Origin of the sequence: Actinoplanes sp. NBRC 103695 (assembly GCF_030269485.1) — a bacterium.
GTDB lineage: Bacteria > Actinomycetota > Actinomycetes > Mycobacteriales > Micromonosporaceae > Actinoplanes.
In genome coordinates this window covers 327277-343524 of sequence record NZ_BSTL01000011.1, presented here as the reverse complement: position 1 = coordinate 343524, position 16248 = coordinate 327277, and the positions used below count along the sequence as shown (strand labels likewise).

At 69.7% G+C, this 16248-nt stretch carries 16 protein-coding genes; 8 read left to right on the top strand and 8 right to left on the bottom strand.

What is annotated here, in order from left to right:
• The coding region (locus tag QSK31_RS22075; RefSeq protein ID WP_285686159.1) for a protein NO VEIN domain-containing protein at positions 1-1059 on the top strand (1059 nt) is incomplete at its 5' end.
• A 54-nt stretch (positions 1060-1113) separates the two neighbouring features.
• Complete coding sequence (locus QSK31_RS22070) at positions 1114-1953, top strand: phosphoribosylaminoimidazolesuccinocarboxamide synthase (protein WP_285686158.1); 840 nt, start codon at positions 1114-1116, stop codon at positions 1951-1953.
• Here the strand turns inward: QSK31_RS22070 and QSK31_RS22065 are convergent.
• Genes QSK31_RS22065 through QSK31_RS22055 form a run of 3 tightly spaced genes read right to left on the bottom strand, consistent with a single transcriptional unit; the run spans position 1931 to position 2764 of the window.
• On the bottom strand, positions 1931-2263 hold the full coding sequence (locus QSK31_RS22065) for a CU044_2847 family protein (RefSeq protein ID WP_285686157.1): 333 nt from the start codon (positions 2261-2263) through the stop codon (positions 1931-1933). The two genes, QSK31_RS22070 and QSK31_RS22065, sit on opposite strands and share 23 nt — an antisense overlap.
• Before the next feature lie 10 nt (positions 2264-2273).
• Entirely contained in the window at positions 2274-2471 is a 198-nt protein-coding gene (locus QSK31_RS22060; RefSeq protein ID WP_285686156.1) for a hypothetical protein, read from the bottom strand.
• Positions 2468-2764 (bottom strand): hypothetical protein, encoded by a 297-nt coding sequence (locus QSK31_RS22055; RefSeq protein ID WP_285686155.1) that lies wholly within the window; start codon positions 2762-2764, stop codon positions 2468-2470. Before QSK31_RS22055 ends, QSK31_RS22060 begins: the two co-directional genes overlap by 4 nt.
• 294 nt (positions 2765-3058) lie before the next feature.
• Here QSK31_RS22055 and QSK31_RS22050 point away from each other — a divergent pair, with 294 nt between their 5' ends.
• A complete protein-coding gene (locus QSK31_RS22050; protein WP_502872995.1) occupies positions 3059-3904 on the top strand; it encodes a Sco1979 family transcriptional regulator in 846 nt (281 codons plus the stop codon).
• A 20-nt stretch (positions 3905-3924) separates the two neighbouring features.
• Here QSK31_RS22050 and QSK31_RS22045 read toward each other — a convergent pair whose 3' ends face one another.
• Positions 3925-4164 (bottom strand): DUF397 domain-containing protein, encoded by a 240-nt coding sequence (locus QSK31_RS22045; protein WP_285686153.1) that lies wholly within the window; start codon positions 4162-4164, stop codon positions 3925-3927.
• Positions 4165-4417: 253 nt separating this feature from the next.
• Here QSK31_RS22045 and QSK31_RS22040 point away from each other — a divergent pair, with 253 nt between their 5' ends.
• Both QSK31_RS22040 and QSK31_RS22035 read left to right on the top strand, forming a co-directional pair.
• Positions 4418-4651, top strand: coding sequence for a hypothetical protein (locus QSK31_RS22040; RefSeq protein ID WP_285686152.1), 234 nt, complete (start codon positions 4418-4420; stop codon positions 4649-4651).
• A 40-nt stretch (positions 4652-4691) separates the two neighbouring features.
• On the top strand, positions 4692-4982 hold the full coding sequence (locus tag QSK31_RS22035; protein WP_285686151.1) for a hypothetical protein: 291 nt from the start codon (positions 4692-4694) through the stop codon (positions 4980-4982).
• 211 nt (positions 4983-5193) lie between these two features.
• Here the strand turns inward: QSK31_RS22035 and QSK31_RS22030 are convergent, their stop codons facing one another.
• Positions 5194-6768, bottom strand: coding sequence for a GGDEF domain-containing protein (locus QSK31_RS22030; RefSeq protein WP_285686150.1), 1575 nt, complete (start codon positions 6766-6768; stop codon positions 5194-5196).
• A gap of 12 nt (positions 6769-6780) precedes the next feature.
• Entirely contained in the window at positions 6781-8385 is a 1605-nt protein-coding gene (locus QSK31_RS22025; RefSeq protein WP_285686149.1) for a GGDEF domain-containing protein, read from the bottom strand.
• 199 nt (positions 8386-8584) lie between these two features.
• On the opposite strand from QSK31_RS22025, the gene QSK31_RS22020 reads away from it, so the two are divergent.
• Complete coding sequence (locus tag QSK31_RS22020; protein ID WP_285686148.1) at positions 8585-9166, top strand: TetR/AcrR family transcriptional regulator; 582 nt, start codon at positions 8585-8587, stop codon at positions 9164-9166.
• Between the two features lie 1865 nt (positions 9167-11031).
• Here QSK31_RS22020 and QSK31_RS22015 read toward each other — a convergent pair.
• On the bottom strand, positions 11032-11592 hold the full coding sequence (locus QSK31_RS22015) for a TetR/AcrR family transcriptional regulator (protein ID WP_285686147.1): 561 nt from the start codon (positions 11590-11592) through the stop codon (positions 11032-11034).
• Between the two features lie 86 nt (positions 11593-11678).
• On the opposite strand from QSK31_RS22015, the gene QSK31_RS22010 reads away from it, so the two are divergent.
• On the top strand, positions 11679-12431 hold the full coding sequence (locus QSK31_RS22010) for a dienelactone hydrolase family protein (protein WP_285686146.1): 753 nt from the start codon (positions 11679-11681) through the stop codon (positions 12429-12431).
• Between the two features lie 37 nt (positions 12432-12468).
• Positions 12469-13710: a hypothetical protein gene (locus tag QSK31_RS22005; RefSeq protein WP_285686145.1), complete on the top strand. Its 1242-nt coding sequence runs from the start codon at positions 12469-12471 to the stop codon at positions 13708-13710.
• A gap of 50 nt (positions 13711-13760) precedes the next feature.
• Here QSK31_RS22005 and QSK31_RS22000 read toward each other — a convergent pair whose 3' ends face one another.
• A complete protein-coding gene (locus QSK31_RS22000; protein ID WP_285686144.1) occupies positions 13761-16163 on the bottom strand; it encodes a carboxypeptidase-like regulatory domain-containing protein in 2403 nt (800 codons plus the stop codon).
• Positions 16164-16248 lie beyond the last annotated feature (85 nt).

The following is a 16248-nucleotide window of genomic DNA, read 5'->3' as shown; positions in this document are numbered from 1 at the left end:
CAACCAGCAACACGGAGGAACCCGGCCGAGCGCCGGGCCCTCACCATGCCTACAGAACAGCTAAAAGCACGCGAATCGCATTCATCGAATCATAGCTATGGGCCGACGGCCAAGCGAAAGACTGAGGCTAGCTCGACACTGGCAGGTGCCCGCCGATGGCTCGAACTTCTTCGCGGTTCATCGCTGACGCGTGCGCGATCGACGCTGACCGGCGGCGTCGGCTATCGCGACCTCACCCCGACGCAGTATGAGACGTCACTTGGCTGGCTGATGGACTCCGGGCTGGTCACCGCCGAAGGACGCCCGGTGTGGTCGGTGGCTCGCTCCGATCTATCGATCGGTGTAATGGTTCTGGAAGCAGCCATCGAGTCGGCGCGACCGAACTGGCTGCCTGACGCAGACGAACTGGTGCTGGATTCGCCGGACTTGCCGGAGGACCTGACCGCTGCGGCGGTTGCGCTCGATCTTGAACGCGATGCCGTGGCCGGATGCGTACACCACGTCTGGGCGAAGGTAGATAACGAACGGCGGGCCGAGGTAGGTCTCGCGGGAGAACTAGCACTTCTTCACTTCCTGCGAACGCTTCCTGGTGACGCAATCGTTCGGCACGTCGCCGCAGACTCGGACGGATACGGGTATGACATCGATCTCGTCGCCCAGGGCGGATCCGCGCATCTGGAGGTGAAGTCGACGACCAGACGTGGCCGGCTTGTCTTCTACCTGTCGCGGAACGAATACGACGTGATGCTCCGCGACTCATGCTGGGTCTTGCTCGTCGCGCTACTGGACGAGGGGCGCGACGTTGTCGCACTCGGCGTCGTCGACCGGGAGTGGATACGTTCGTCCGTTCCCCTCGACCGGTCGGCCCGCGGTCGTTGGCAAAGTGTGCGCCTTGAACCGGTTCTGGACGCCGTGAGACCCGGACTGAGTGACGCACTTCCGTGGCTTGCAGAGCCGTGGGCGGAGGACCATCCGGCGAGATCCGGGCTTTTGGGAGGCCGGCCGCCGGCCTGGTTTCCTGATGGAGGGCTTGGCGCGCAGGCAAGGTCAGGCGGCTAGCATCGGCTCGACCACGGCACCATTCCAGCCGTGCGGTGATGAGGGGTAGGGAACGTGGAGCTGTTGCACTCGGGGAAAGTTCGGGACGTCTACGCCGACGGGGACGACCTTCTTCTGGTTGCCAGTGACCGCATCTCGATCTTTGATGTTGTTCTGCCTACCCCCATCCCTGACAAGGGGAAGATCCTTACCCAGCTGAGTCTCTGGTGGTTTGACCAGCTCAGTGACGTCGCCCCCAACCATGTGCGCTCCGCCGACGATGTGCCCGCCGAGTGGCTGGGGCGCGCCGTTCGCTGTGAGCGCCTTCGGATGGTCATGGTCGAGTGCATCGCCCGGGGGTATCTGGCCGGGTCGGGCGTCAAGGATTACGTCAAGGACGGGGCGGTCGGGGGGAACGCTCTGCCGACCGGGCTTCAGGAAGGGTCTCGGCTGCCGGAGGCGATCTTCACGCCGTCCACCAAGGTGGCTCCGGGGCAGGGGCACGACGAGAATGTCACCTTCGAGGCTGTGGTTGCTCAGGAAGGTGCCGAGGTCGCTGAGGAACTTCGCCGGATCACCATGGAGGTGTATCGGCGGGGGTCGGAGATCGCTCGTACCCGCGAGATCCTGATCTTGGACACCAAGATCGAGGTGGGGTTCGGGGAGCGGGGGCTCACGATCGCGGATGAGCTGCTGACGCCGGACTCGAGTCGGTTCATGCTTGCCGAGGAGTGGCAGCCGGGGGCCTCGCTGCGGTATCTCGACAAGCAGTTCCTGCGGGACTGGGCCGCGACCGAGCGCAGTGACTGGGATCGGACCGCGCCGGGGCCGGAAATTCCCGAGCATGTCGTCGAGGCGACCCGCAACCGGTACGTCGAAGCCTACGAGCGGATCACCGGGGATCGCTGGAAGTAGCGCTCGTCCAGCGCAGCGTCACCTTGAAGTTGGCCTCGCCGCTGGACTCGGCAATCACGAAGCCTGTCCTGGCGGTCAGCTTGAGGCCCAGCTCGACGTCGATGGCGTCGGGCGGGGAGGCGGCGGCGCGGGCGCGGCGTACGGCATCCTGACCGATCTTCACGACCTGCTCGACGGCCTGGTCGAAGCGCTGGGTGGCCCGCTCGACAACCTCGCCGGCGCCGGCTCTGGTCAGGCCCAGCTCGCTCACCTCGACCCGGATGGTTTCCTCGCCGGCGTCGTCGATGGGCAGTTCCACATAGGCGGCCATGCCGTCGACCCTAAGGGGTGGGCACGCCGGTCGATGCTCCGGTGGCCGGGCGCGGCCAGGCGGCGCCCTTGTCGCAGGCGTCGCAGCTGAGCTGTTCGCCGCAGTGGGCGCACCAGTCGTTGCTGCGTCGCAGGTACCACCCGAGCGCGACGCCGGCCAGCAGGCTGGCGAGGCCGATCAGGGCGGCGAGCGTCACCGCCCCGGTCACGCGGCGTTCCGCACGTCGGCGGGCACCCGCTTCACCAGGAGCGAACGGTTGTCGAGCGCGGGGTCCACGTCGGCGCGCTTCGTCACGAACTCGGCGGTGAACGTGTCGACACCGGTGCCGAGGGCGGCGCCGGGCCGATAGGTGACCGTCACGGCGAGCGCGGAGGCGGCCTCGATCACGCCGGCCCGCCAGCCGTTGCGGTAGACCCACACGGGGTCAGCCTTGTGGTAGTGGTCCGCGGACAGCACATCCTGTGGGTCGCGCTCCGGCGGGGCGATGGTCGGAGTGGACATCGGGGGAAGCCTCCAAGATCCTGACCGGGAAAGCCGAACAATTCAGCACGCTGTGTCAGCAGGTCGATACGCGTCTGTCAGCTATCATGCTCGCGAATCAGTGCAATCGCAAGGCCGGATGCACGTGCATATGGCTCGTGCGAGTTCCACAAGATGGATGCATCGGACGGTTTCGTGCCGGACGATCACACCCCTAAGATGCGAAGGGACTGCGTGCCGGCAGCCCTCATCAAGGAAAGATCAGAAGGCGGGAGCGACGTGACTGCGGAGGAGGCGCCGGGCAGCGGGCCGACCGTGCTGCGCATCCTCCTGGGAGCGCAACTACGACGCCTGCGCGAAGGCAAGGCGATCACCCGTGAGGACGCCGGGTGGGAGATCCGTGCCTCCGGGTCGAAGATCAGCCGGATGGAGCTCGGCCGGGTCAGCTTCAAGGAGCGGGACGTCGCCGATCTGCTCTCCCTCTACGGCGTCGCCGACCTGAAGGAGCGCGAGGCGTTGCTGAGCCTCGCCCGGCAGGCCAACAACCCGGGCTGGTGGCACCACTTCGGCGACATCCTGCCCGGCTGGTTCCAGTCGTACCTGGGCCTGGAGGCCGCGGCGACGCTGATCCGCACGTACGAGATCCAGTTCGTCCCGGGCCTGCTGCAGACCCCGGAGTACGCCCGCGCGGTGATCATGCTCGGTCACGCGGGTGCCAACGCCGACGAGATCGACCGGCGCGTCGAGCTCCGGCGGCAGCGCCAGACGCTGCTCAACCGTCCCGAGCCGCCGCAGCTGTGGGCCGTCATCGACGAGGCCGTGCTCCGCCGCCCGATCGGCGGCGTCGAGGTGATGAAGGCACAGATCGAGGCCCTGATCGAGGCGTCGAAGCAGCCCAACGTGCGGCTGCAGATCATCCCGTTCAACGCCGGCGGCCACGCCGCGGCGGGTGGACCGTTCGCGATCCTGCGTTTCCCGGAGCCTGAGCTGCCCGACGTGGTCTACGTCGAGCAGCTCACCAGCGCCATCTATCTGGACAAGCGCGAGGACGTCGATCATTACGCCATCGCGATGGAACGCGTCTGCATCGATGCCGACCCGCCGAACCACACGCCGGAGATCCTGGAGAAGCTCCTGCACGAGGTCGGCAGGCCGGGCTAGGGTCCCTGCCCCGCCGCGTCCTACCGGGGGAGCAGGTTGTCGAAGTCGCCGTCGCGGACCCCGCCGATGAAGGCCTCGATCTCGGCGGGCGTGTAGATCAGAGCCGGGCCCTCGGGATCCCGGGAGTTCCGCACGGCGACGCTGCCGTCCGGCAGGGCGGCACACTCGACGCAGTTGCCGCTGGGGTTGCTTCGGCCGCTCTTCTGCCAGGTCACTCCGTGCAACTGGCTGGCAGACATGCCGTTGACCATGCGCGACATTTGTACTCCCTACGTTGCCCTTCCGGCCGGGTCTCGGCCGGCGGTGGTTCTAACCCTTTGGCCCCGTCAAGCGACCGGCTGTGCAGATGCACGTGCATGTGGCCTTGCGCTCTCACGGGATTGTGAGCATGATAACGCACAGGCACAGGGAAAAAAGGTCACTGAGGGTGACATCTTTAAGTGACCATACGGTCGCAGAACGGCCTCAAGCGAGGTTCCTTGGCGGGGGCGTCCGAGCGGGAGGTAACAGGGCATGTGGGTGCCGAACATCGGTCCGGAGCTTCCTGAACCGTCCGATCCTGGTGCTCAGGACCACGCGCGGAAAGGCAACCCGGCTCTCTTGTATCGCGACGAACTGCAACTCGACGATGTGTCCGCGGCATCGAGCCGGGCCAGCGCCGTCACGCACCGTTTCGGCGGCATACGCTACGCGTTGCTGCGGTCGCCCCGTCGCCCCCAGGATGGTGAGTCCGATCCGCACGCTTGAGGCACTGCGCTGCATGCGGCGTTGTCATCCGAAGGTGTGGGTGGCCGACGAGCCGACGATGCGCGACGGCCGGCTTCAGCCCCGGCTGCACCGCCGCCTGGTGCACGAGTTCGCCGAGAGCGACTATTGCTACGGCATCGGCACACTGACCATCAAGCTGGACCGCATCGGCTGGGACCGCCCGGTACCTTTCGAGGGCGACACGTGGCTCGAGGTCGAGGGCACCGTCATCGACGGCTCGGGCCGCGAGGGTGCGCGCCGTGAAGTGCTGGTCAGGGCCCATTGCCTGCCCCCACGCCCGACTCGGAAACGTCCGCGGCTGCGCCCCTGAGACCCCGGTCGGGCGGTCGGGCTCCCCCGTGCCAGGCCGCTCGACCGGCTTCACTCTGGCGAAAACATCAAGATCACATTCAAGAGCTTGATCTTCCCGCGTTCGTCGGGGTACAGACCGTATGCTCCCGCGGGCTACGGGCTGGGGCCCATCGGGGATGGCCCGAGCCCTTCCGGGTGCGTGATCGCAAGACCCGAAGAGCAAACCAAGGTCACGCCGCTGTGGCGGCGCCGCGCCGGGTTCGGGTCAGGCCGAACACCACGCGGTCGCGGCCGGCGTGCTTGGCGGCGTACAGGTTGCGGTCGGCGGCGGACAGCATGCTCGGCTGGGTGGGCGACGACGCCTGGGAGCGGGTCGTCACGCCGACGCTCACCGTGACCGGCAGGTCCCCGGTGAGCGGCCGCCACGCGTGCGAGGCGACCGTCGACCGGATCTCGTCGAGCACCCGGGCCGCGGCGGTCACCTCGGTTGCCGGCATCACGACCAGGAACTCCTCGCCGCCCATGCGCGCGACGAAACCGTCCGGGCAGGCCGCCGCGAGCTCGGTCTCGAGCACCTTGGACACCTGGACGAGCACCTGGTCGCCGACGTCGTGCGAGAGGCGGTCGTTGATCTGCTTGAAGTGGTCCAGGTCGACGATGGCCAGGGTGAGCAGCGGGTCGCGCTGGATGAGGCCGGGCAGCTGCTCATCCACGTACCGTCGATTGAGCAAGCCGGTGAGGGGGTCGCGCCGCGCCTGCTCGCGGAACCGCTCCGCCTCCTCGCGTGCCTCGGCCGTCTCGAACATGGCCTGGCGGGTGCGGGCCTGCGCCTCGCGGTCGGCGGTGTAGAGGCTGTTCTGCGCCGTGTGGAAGACCTTGTACTCGGCGAACGCCGCCTCGAAGTCGCCGCGGGCCGCGTACAGCTCGGCCTGCTCCTGGTGGACGCGCACCAGGACGTGGCCGAGGTCGCGTTCCTGGCAGACCGCACGGGACTTGTCCAGGCTGGCCTGCGCCCGATCGGCGGAGCCCAGCCCGCGTTGCGCCCGGGCCAGCGTCAGCAGGTACTCGGCCAGCGAGTCGGCGTCCTCCAGCCGGCCGTCGTCGTAGCGTTCGATGCAGGTGAGCAGGGTCCGCTCGGCGTCGGCGTACCGGCCGTTCTCGATCTCGATCGCGCCGATCGTGTCCAGGACCGTCGGCGGCAGATCGGTGCCCAGGTCGGCCGCCGTCTGCTGGAGCCGGCGCACGATCTGCTGGGCGCGGGCGGCCTCGCCGGCCGCGGACTCCGTCCAGGCGAAGTTGTTCAGCACCCAGAGCAGCAGGTCGGGCCGGTCCAGCCGCTGGCAGAAATCCTCGGTCTGGCGGTAGCGCGCCCGGGCGGCGTCCAGCGAGCCCATCGCGCCCAACGCGTCGGCCAGCTTCAACCGGTGCCAGATCTCCATGAACGGCGTCGCGGTGTCGCCGAGCATCTGGACGGACTTCAGCGCGTGCTCGAGGCTCTGCGCCGAGTCGCCCAGGAACTGGTGGATGTTGGACCAGGTCAGGTGCAGCCGGGACAGCAGGCGTGGCTCGCGGTGATCCTCGGCCCAGCGGTGGATCGACCAGATCTGGCGGGAGGCGGCGGCCAGCTCACCCGTACGCATCAGCATGGTGACCCCGCACAACCGCGCGCGCTCCACCAGCAACTCGTCGCCGATGGCTCGCGCCGCCTGCTCCAGGCGTGCCGCGACGTCGCGGGCCTCGACCACGTCCCAGAGGACACCGTCCTCGATGTTGAGGATGGCGTCCGAGATCTCGTCGCGGTTCATCGTCCGTTTGCCTCAGGCCGCCGTCACCGCGCTGCGGTACGCCCGGTTGAGCCCGTCCCGCGGCATGCCGAAGACGACCCGGTCGCGGCCGGCGTGCTTGGCCGCGTACAGGTTGCGGTCCGCGATGGACAGCAGGACCGGCTGAGTGGGCGCCGCGGTCTCGGCGCCGGTGGCCACGCCGATGCTGACCGTGACCGGAAGGCTGCCGGTGATCGGCCGCCACGCGTGCGCGCCGACGGCCGAGCGGATCTCGTCGAGCACGCGAGCCGCAACGGTCACCTCGGTTCCCGGCAGCACCAGCAGGAACTCCTCGCCGCCCATGCGCGCCACGAAGCCGTCGGTGCGTACGTCGGCCAGCAGGGTCTCCAGCAGCCTGGCCACCTCGATCAGGACCTGGTCGCCGACGTCGTGGGACAGCAGGTCGTTGATCTGCTTGAAGTGGTCCAGGTCGACGATGGCCAGGGTGAGCAGCGGGTCGCGCTGGATGAGGCCGGGCAGTTCCTCGTCCACGTACCGGCGGTTGCGCAGCCCGGTGAGCGGGTCGCGGCGCGCCTGCTCGCGGAAGACCTCCGCCTCCTCGCGCGCCTCGGCCGTCTCGTACATGGCCTGGCGGGTGCGCGCCTGCGCCTCCCGTTCCGCCGAGCCGAGCGCGACGTGCGCGGCGAAGAACAGCTTGTGCTCGGCGAACGCCGCCTCGAAGTCGCCGCGGGCCGCGTGCAACTCGGCCTGGTCCTGGTGCACCCGCACCATGACGTGGCCCAGTTCGCGTTCCACGCAGTTACGCCGGCACTCGTCGAGGGTTCGCTGCGCCCGGTCGAGGGCGCCGGTGCCGCGCTGCGCCCGGGACAGGGTCAGCAGGTACTGGGCCATCGAGTCGGCGTCCTCGAGCCGGCCGTCGCCGTGCCGCCGGACACACTCCAGCAGGGTCTGCTCGGCCTCGGCGTACCGACCGTTCTCGATCTCGATCGAACCGATGGTGTCCAGGATCGTCGGGTGCAGCTCGAAGCCGTGCTCGGCGGCGAACGGGCGCAGCCGCTCGATGATCCGCTCCGCGCGCACCGGCTCGCCCATCAGGCACTCGGACCACGCGTAGTTGTTCATCACCCAGAGCTCGAGCACCGCGTGGCCCAGCTCGTGGGCGATCGCCTCGGCCCGCTCGTAGCGTTCCCGGGCGGCCGCCCGCGAGTCGACCAGGCCGAGCGCGCCGGCCAGCCGGGCCAGGTGCCAGATCCGCATGAACGGGGTGGCGTCGGAGCCCATCAGCTCGACGGCGAGCACCGAATGCTCGAGGTTGAGGGCGTAGTCACCCAGCAGCCGGTGGACGTTCGCCCAGACCAGGTGGGTACGCGCCAGCAGCTTGCGCGACTGGTTCTCCTCCGCCCAGCGGTGCACGGCCCAGATCCGGGAGGCGGCGCCGGCCAGGTCGCCGGCGCGCATGAGCACCGCGATCTGACACAGCCGGGCGCGTTGCACCAGCAGCTGATCGCCGAGCTCGACGGCGCGCTGCTCGTACTGGTCCGCGAGGTCCCGGGTCTCGATGGTGTCGAAGACCAGTTCGTCCTCGATCGCGAGGATGGCAGCCGAAAGCTCCTCCGCGTCCAACACGCGTTGCGTCACGTCGCCATCCCCTCCTCTCGCCACCTTTAGTTCGACCGAAGGTGGCGAGAGGTGAGGACTTAGAGGGCCCGGGCAGGTTCCGGTTCGGCGGCGGGCGCCGCGCTGTCCACGGCCTTCTTGCCGCAGAGGTCGGCCGGCTTGCCCACTGCGCAATATTTCGCGTTGGGAACTGGATCACAGACTGGCTACGCTGGTCGCCGTGACGGCAGGACTCCGCGAGCGCAAAAAGGCGGCCACCAGGCTCGCCCTGCACGAGTCCGCGGTCCGTCTGGCCATCGAGCACGGCGCCGAACGCGTCACCGTCGAGGCCATCGCCGACGACGCCGGAGTCTCCCGGCGCACCTTCTCCAACTACTTCGCCAACAAGGAACAGGCCCTCCTGCACGGCGACTTCGAACGCATGCGCCACCTCACCGAGGCCCTCCGCGAATGCCCACCCACCGTCCCCGCCTGGGCCGCCCTGACGACCGCCGCCGACCAGCTCTACGGCAACCTCGGCACCCTCGACCCCGGCCAGGTGCAGCGCTGGCGCCTGGTCCGCGAACACCCCGCGCTGACCGCCCAGCACGTCAACACGTTCGCCGTGCTCGAACAGGAACTCAGCGCCGCCATCGCCGAACGCGTCCCCGACCCGCTCCGGGCCCGCCTGATGGCCGCGACCTTCCTGGCCGCGCTCCGCGTCTCGCTGGACGTCTGGCTCGACGCCCCCGACTCCGACCTGGCCACGGTGGTCCGCCGGGCGTTGGCCTCCAGCGCGGCGGGCTTCGCCCAAGACCTTTGACGGGTACGCCCGACGAAGCCCGCACGTGACACACACGCCGGGCCGTCGTGGGTCACCCTCCCTGCCCCGCCGCCGGGCTGTCGCGCGTGGGCGCGCCTGGATCGCGCTGGGTCTTGGCTGCTCGCTGGGTTGCTTGCCCCTGCGTCGGATTGCCTGCTCGCGCTCGGTTGACTGCTCCGCGATGGGGTTTGTTCGCGCCGCCTGTCTCGCGCCGTAGTGCCTGCCGGGCGTTCCCACAGCGCCTGCATGTGGATACCGAGCGGTTCCCGCGGCGCGGCTGCATGTGGACAACCGGGCGGTTCCCGCAGCGACTGCCTGTGGATAACACAGAAAAACGTCGCACCCGCCGCCTACATTCAGGCCCACCCAGTGCCGGGGTGGGGGAGGTGGCGGCGCGCGCGTCCGATTTGTGAGTACTCGGCTTGGGTGCGTTTCAAGATGGCGCGCGGACTTTGGTCTGCCGCTGGTGCTGGGCCGGATCGGTCGGTTGCGGTCCGGCATGGTCGTGGGGTCGGCGCTTGGTCGGGGGCGCTCGCCTCCGGCGTAATTGGTAGGACCGGGCGGTATTCCGGCCCCGGATAGCGGGCTGATCTACCACTAGTCCAGGCAGTGGTAGCTGAGGCCGGCATTCGTGGCCTGGATGCCGCTCAGCCCCACCACTCGTGCCTGGTTCTACCAGTCGCGCCAGGTTCTACCAATGCCGTCGGAGTCCAACCGCGAGCGGCCGCAGCGACGGTGGGTGGGCACGTCGGCCGCCTGGCAACGTGGCTTGACTCCGTGCCGGCGATAGTGGCGCAGCGGCCGTGGGTGGGCAGCTCGGTCGCTTGGCGCTCCGCGTGACTACATGCCGGGCAATAACACTCCCGTGCCTGGATAACAGTGGCGGCAGCGGCGGTGGTGCTACGCCGACGCCGAGTAACGGCCGCGCGGCGACCGTGCGCCGGCGGTGCTTGGGCGGAGCGGCTCTGCCCGACGCTCAATGGGCGCGCCCACCAGCGAGACCGGCGGTTCATGACCGGGCAGGGTGTTCAGGCCGGCGCTGACCACAACGGAGGGTGACCGGATCGGATCTTGGCCACCTGGTGTGGATGTGGCGGCTACGTAGCGGCTTTTCAGTAAGAATTAAGTCTTGAAGTGTCGCGGTGGAGGCCTGGAACCAGTCAAGATTCGGTTCCCGACGTAACCCCCCGCGATCGGAGAACGCATGCCCGACTCCTTGTCAGGTGACGAGCATCTGCTCGGCCCAGGACCGTCCGAGCCGGACGGTGTGCCGCCGCATCTCGTGCCTGAGCCGTTGGCGTTCGGCAGTGCCGCTCGGCGGCGGCCGTTCCGCCCCGGTGCCCGGCGGCCGGGGATGACCGCGCCGCAGCGTGCGCGTCGCCCGCGTCGGACGTCGCGGCCTCGGCGCCACCAGACCGCTCCACCGCGCTGACCGGGGCCGACAACGGCCGGGGCCGACAACGACCGGGGGGCGACAAGGGACCGGGCCGACAAGGGACCGTGGGCCGACAACAACCGTGGGCCGACAACAACTGGGCCGAAACTTCGCGAGCGCTTCGACAGCGGTCACATTAGATTGATCGCAGCGAATGAGGCTTTGCGGAACCCGCCACCCAGAAACGCACGGCGCCGGAACCCCCACTCCGGCGCCGTGCCCTGGAACCCCGCGCCCCACAGGACGGATGCCCGCACGCCCCCGCAGGGCATCCCTCAGCGCGGCGCCGGGACGCCCCATCCCGGCGCCGCGCCCCCAGCGCCGCCCCATTCGTCTGGCGTGATCGGTCCACCGTGGAGCGCAGCGTCACAGCAAGTTCACAGCTATTCGTTACGCTTCGTGCAGCGACGGGAGTCGAAACAGGGTCGTTTCAGCGGGCTGCGAGGCCGTCCAGGAGCAGGCTGAGCTGGCGCCGCCAGGCCTCCGGGTCGGGTGAGCGCTGGATGACGCCGGCGTTCGCCATCAGCAGGCGCCACAGGTCGTCGAGGTCGAAGTCGGCACGCAGGCCGCCGGCGTCCTGGGCCCGCTGGATGACCTCGCGGGCGCGGCGCTGGGAGGTGGCTCGCAGCTGGGCCAGGCGTTCGTCGCCGTCGAAGTTCACCGCCACCAGCAGCTCGCCCAGGCCCTTGTTCGCGGCCTGGAGCTCGCACAACGCCGTTACGTAGCCCACGAAAGCGGGCCACGGGTCGGGTTGGGCGAGGGCGTGTTCGGCCAGGTCGACCTGGGTAGCCTTGCGGTCGGCGAAGACCGCGGCGATCAGGTCCCGGCGGGTGGGGAAGCGGCGGTAGAGCGTGGCGTTGCCGACGCCGGCGCGGCGGGCGATCTCGTCCAGGGACGCCTCGAGGCCCTGTTCGCTGAACACCTCTCGGGCGGCGGCGAGCAAGGCGATGCGGTTGCGCTCCGCGTCAGCGCGCAATCGTACGGCGGCCATCTACTCAGCGTACCGATGCTAGTGGGGATTAATCCCCGCTTAGGGGTAGCGTGACCGGGACAGCGGACATGACAGGGAGGCGTGGAATGCAACGCAGTTCGGTGGACATCCAGACGCGCGACGGGTCGGCGGACGGATACCTCGTACGGCCCCAGGGCAACGGGCCGTTCCCGGGCGTGCTGCTCTTCCCGGACGCGTTCGGCATCCGGCCGCGGCTGACGGAGATGGCCGACCGCATCGCGGAACGGGGCTACGCGGTGCTTGTACCCAATCTGCTCTATCGGTTCGGACCCGCACCCCACGTCGACATGAGCGGGCTCAGCGACCCGGACCGGCGCGGCGAGGTCATCGAGAAGATCATGCCGATGGTGCACGACCTGGACCACGACAAGCTCCTCAGCGACACGGCGTCCTACCTGGACTTCATGGGCAGCGCGCCGGGCTTCGACGGCGGGCCGGTCGTCATCGTCGGCTACTGCATGGGCGGGCGGAACGCGCTGGTCGCCATCGAGGCGTACCCGGAACGGGTCAAGGCGATCGCCAGCTTCCACGGCGGCGGCATCGTCACCGACCAGCCGGACAGCCCGCACCTGCACGTCGGCACGATCACCGGCGAGGTGTACCTCGGGCACGCCGACAACGACCGCTCGATGACCGCCGACAACATCAAGACGGTCGAGGCGGCGCTCGCCGACGCCGGGGTCACGCACACCTCGGAGCTGTACGAGGGCGCGGCGCACGGGTTCACGATGGCCGACACCGCGAGCTACCACGAGGAGGGCGAGCGGCGGCACTGGACGCGACTCTTCGAGCTGCTCGACCGAGTTCACCCTGCCTAGGCGGCCTGCCTAGGCGGCCTGGCCCTATGGTGCTTCCGTGCAGGAAACCGTTCGGCGAACCGAAGGCTGGCTGATCCGTCAGGGGCTGCCACAGCTCATCGCGGGCTACAGCTTCACCGGGCACATCCTGCCGCGGATGGTTCCGTTCCTCGGGCTCGTCGCGCTCACCGGCCTGCTCTGGCCGTTGCGCGACGAGCTCAGCCCGGTCGGCCGGTTCACCGCGGTGGCGGCGGTGCTGGCCGGCGGGGTCGTCGGCGGGGTGCTGCTCAACCGGTTCCGGCGGCTGCCCACGTTCCCGCGCTGGGTGGCGATCACCGTCGTCGTCGCGTACGGCATCATGCCGATCTTGATCCCCCTGCTCGATGTGGCGATCTGGCACCGGGCGTCGGCCCCCGAACTCCACGCCGGTGCGATCACCGAGGGCAGCGTCGGCTTCCTCAGCGCGGCCCTCGTCTTCGCGGCCATCTTCGCGGCGCTGTTCGAGCTGTCCCGGCTGGCGACCACCTACGGCGTCCTGCCGATGCTGGAACGCGCCGTCCGCCACGCCCTGCGGGACCTGCGAAACACCGTCCGCCTGCAGAGCCGCGCGCTGCCGATGCTGCTGTTCGTCACGCTGTTCTTCTTCTTCACGGGCGAGCTCTGGCAGGCGATGGACCGCCTCTCCTGGTGGCGCCTGAGCGGGGTGCTCGCGCTCTTCGCCGCGGTCACCGTGCTCGCCGCGGCCGGTCGGTTGCGCGAGGAGATCGTCCGGGTCGAGCAAGATTTGAGTACGCCACGGCTGGAGGAAGCCTGCCGGGGCACGCCGCTCGAGGACGTGCCACTCGACACGCTGACGTTCGAGCCGCCGCCGCCACCCCTCAACAATCGGCAGGTCGGCAACCTGCTGGTCATGCTCGCGTCCCGCCAGCTGTTGCAGGCCATGGTGGTCGGGTTGTGGCTGTTCGCGTTCTTCCTGATCGTGGGCCTGCTCGTGGTCGGACCGGAAACCGCCGAACAGTGGATCGGCGGGCCGCCGCACTACTCGCCGGTCTTCCCGTCCGTGCCGTCCGCGCTGTTCCGGAACGCGGCGCTGCTGGCCGGCTTCGGCAGCATGTACTTCGCGGTCACCTCGATGATCGACACCGAGAACCGCCGGCAGTTCTTCGCCCCGATCCTCGACGAGGTGGAGAGCACGCTGGCCGTGCGCGCGGTCTACCTCGCCGCGCACGACGCGGTCGACCTCGCGTCGCAGGACAAGGCCGACCTCGCGTCGCAGGACGCTGCCGTGCGGCGGGACTGAAGCAGGCGCCGCCGCGGGGCGAGGACCTGGCGGCCCTCGCTCCAGGCGGATCAGTGACCGACGGTCAGGTCCAGCTGCTTGCCGGAGCGCTTGGGTACGGCGACCTTGGTCGCGGTGGCCAGGTCGGATGCGTTCTCGTAGTAGCCGCTCTGGTCGATGCCCGCGTCGTAGTCGGAGACGGACCAGCCGATCTTGACCTGCTGGCCGCCCAGGACGGACACCCGGTAGGTGCCGTCCTCGGCCACCGAGCTGTCGAAGTCGGCCAGTTGGTCACCGGTGGTGGCGTTCGCGATGAACAGCCGCCACTGGCCGGCCGGGATGCCTGGCTTCACCGTGACCTTGCCGGTCAGGGGGACGCCGGTCTGGAGGGTGATGTCGTACTCGGCTGTCGCGCCCGCCGTGACCGGGACGGTGGCCGCCTGGTTGCGGTTGGCGGTGTTGCCCGACCACTGGCGTGGGTGGCTGCCGGTGGTGAAGACCAACGGCCACGCGTACGGGCCCAGGCCACCGATCGTGTAGCGGCCGTTCTCGTCGGCCTCCACGTCGTTCGAGCCGCCCGCGCCGAAGCCCCACGCCGAGAATGACACGTTCGCGCCGGGAAGCGCCGCGCCGGCCTCGTCGCTGATCGTGCCGCCGATGGTGCCGGCGCGGTCGACGTGGATCTCCGGCGCCTTGGCGACCTTGCCGGGCTTGACCACGATCTTCGCGGCCAGCTTCTGCTCGCCGGTGCCGCCGGTAGCCCCCAGCCACTGGTGGCCGTAGCCCTCGGGGGCGAAGACGAACGCCTGGTAGGTGCCGGGCGCCAGCGCCTGCGTGGTGACCTTGCCGGCGGTGTTGGTGCACTCGCCGTGGCCGTCGCCGAGACCGCCGTTGCCGGGGAGCACCAAGGCCACGCACGCGCGCCGCAGCGGGGAGCCGGTGGCCGTGGCGACCGCACTGGCGGAAACCTTGCCGCCGAGGGCGAGCGGAACGGTGAGGGTCGTCGTCTCGCCCGCGGTGAGGGTCACCTTCCGGAAGCCGGGGCTCAGGTAGAAGCTGCCCTGCGGCGCGGTGAGGTCCACGTCGAAGCTGCCGGGGGAGAGCTCGCCGAACACCAGGTCGCCGGTTTCGGCGCAGGCGGTCGCGTCGGGGCCGAGCACCCACGCGCAGATGCCGTCGACGGGTGCGCCGGTGGTGGCGTCGACCGCGTGCACGGTCAGGGTCGCGCCGGGCAGCCACGTGTCGTCGACGGTGACGGACTGGCCGGAGCCGACGACGATCGGTGCCGCGTCCTCGCGCTTCGACTTGCCGTACGCCCACTGCTGGCGGTTGCTGTCGGGGTGGATGAACGACACCAGGTAGCCGGCGGGGCGGGCGCCGGGCAGCGTCCACGTGCCGTCGGAGCGGGTGGTGGTCTCGATGCCCGAGTCCCACTCGTCGCTGGCGACCTGCGCCCGCACGGTCACCCCGGCCACCGGCGCGCCGGCCGGGTCGACCAGCTTGCCGCGCAGGGAGCCGGAGGTGAACGCCCGGTCGTCGGCGACCGTCCGCTCGTCGGCGACCACGGTGAACGCGGTGGCCTGGGCCGGGTCGGTGGTGCCGCGCATCCACTGGACGTCGAACCCGTTGGCCGGTTTGAACGCGACCCGCCAGCTGCCGGCCACCACGCCGGTCAGCGACCAGTCGCCGTTCTCGTCGGTCCAGGCCTGGGTCACCGGGACGTCCTCGGCGTCAGGGTCGTACGGGCGGTAGAGGTAGACCTCCGCGTCGACCATCGGCGTGCCGTTGGCCTTGGTGATCCGGCCGCCGAGCGACCCGGCGGCGAGGAGGGTGTCGTCGGTGACGACCGTCTCGCCGGCGCGGACCACGATCACGCTCGCCTCGGACACGTCGGTCTTGCCGGGCCACCACTGCTGGGTGGCGCCGCGCATGATGTCCAGCTTGTACTCGCCGACGGGCGCCTCGATCGAGAACCGGCCGTTCTCGTCCGGCGACGAGGAGATGATCTGCACCAGGGTGTCGGCGCGGCTGAGCGTGGCCCAGTAGTCGGTGACGGGCCGGCCGTCCGGCTCCGTCACGGTGCCGGTGACGGTGCCGACCGGGAGCTCGCGGTCGTCGACGGTGAGCGTGGCGTTGCCGGCGAGAGTGAATGTGGCCGCGGTCTCGTAGTCGAGCTGGCGGTGCGCCCACTGCCGCACACCGGTGCCGGAGAAGCCCACCCGGACGGGCCCGGCGGCCACGTGTGTGGCGGTGTATCGGCCCTGCTCGTCGGTGGCGGCGTCGCTCAGCCAGTTGTACTCGTCGTCCCACACGGCCACGGACACGTTCGCGATGGGCTCGCCCGCGTCGTTGGTGTAGGTGCCGGTGACAGTGCCGTAGTCGGCCGCGGCGGCAGCCGGCGCGGCAAAGGCGGCGGCGAGCATGAGGCCCGCCGTCGCGGCCAGGCCCAGACGGGCACGGAGAGAAACGGTCATCGATGATTCCTCGGTCGGAAGAGTGCATGGCCGACCAGAGGTCACACCCGTCGTGCACCCCCGTGCGCCATGCGGTGACCGGATC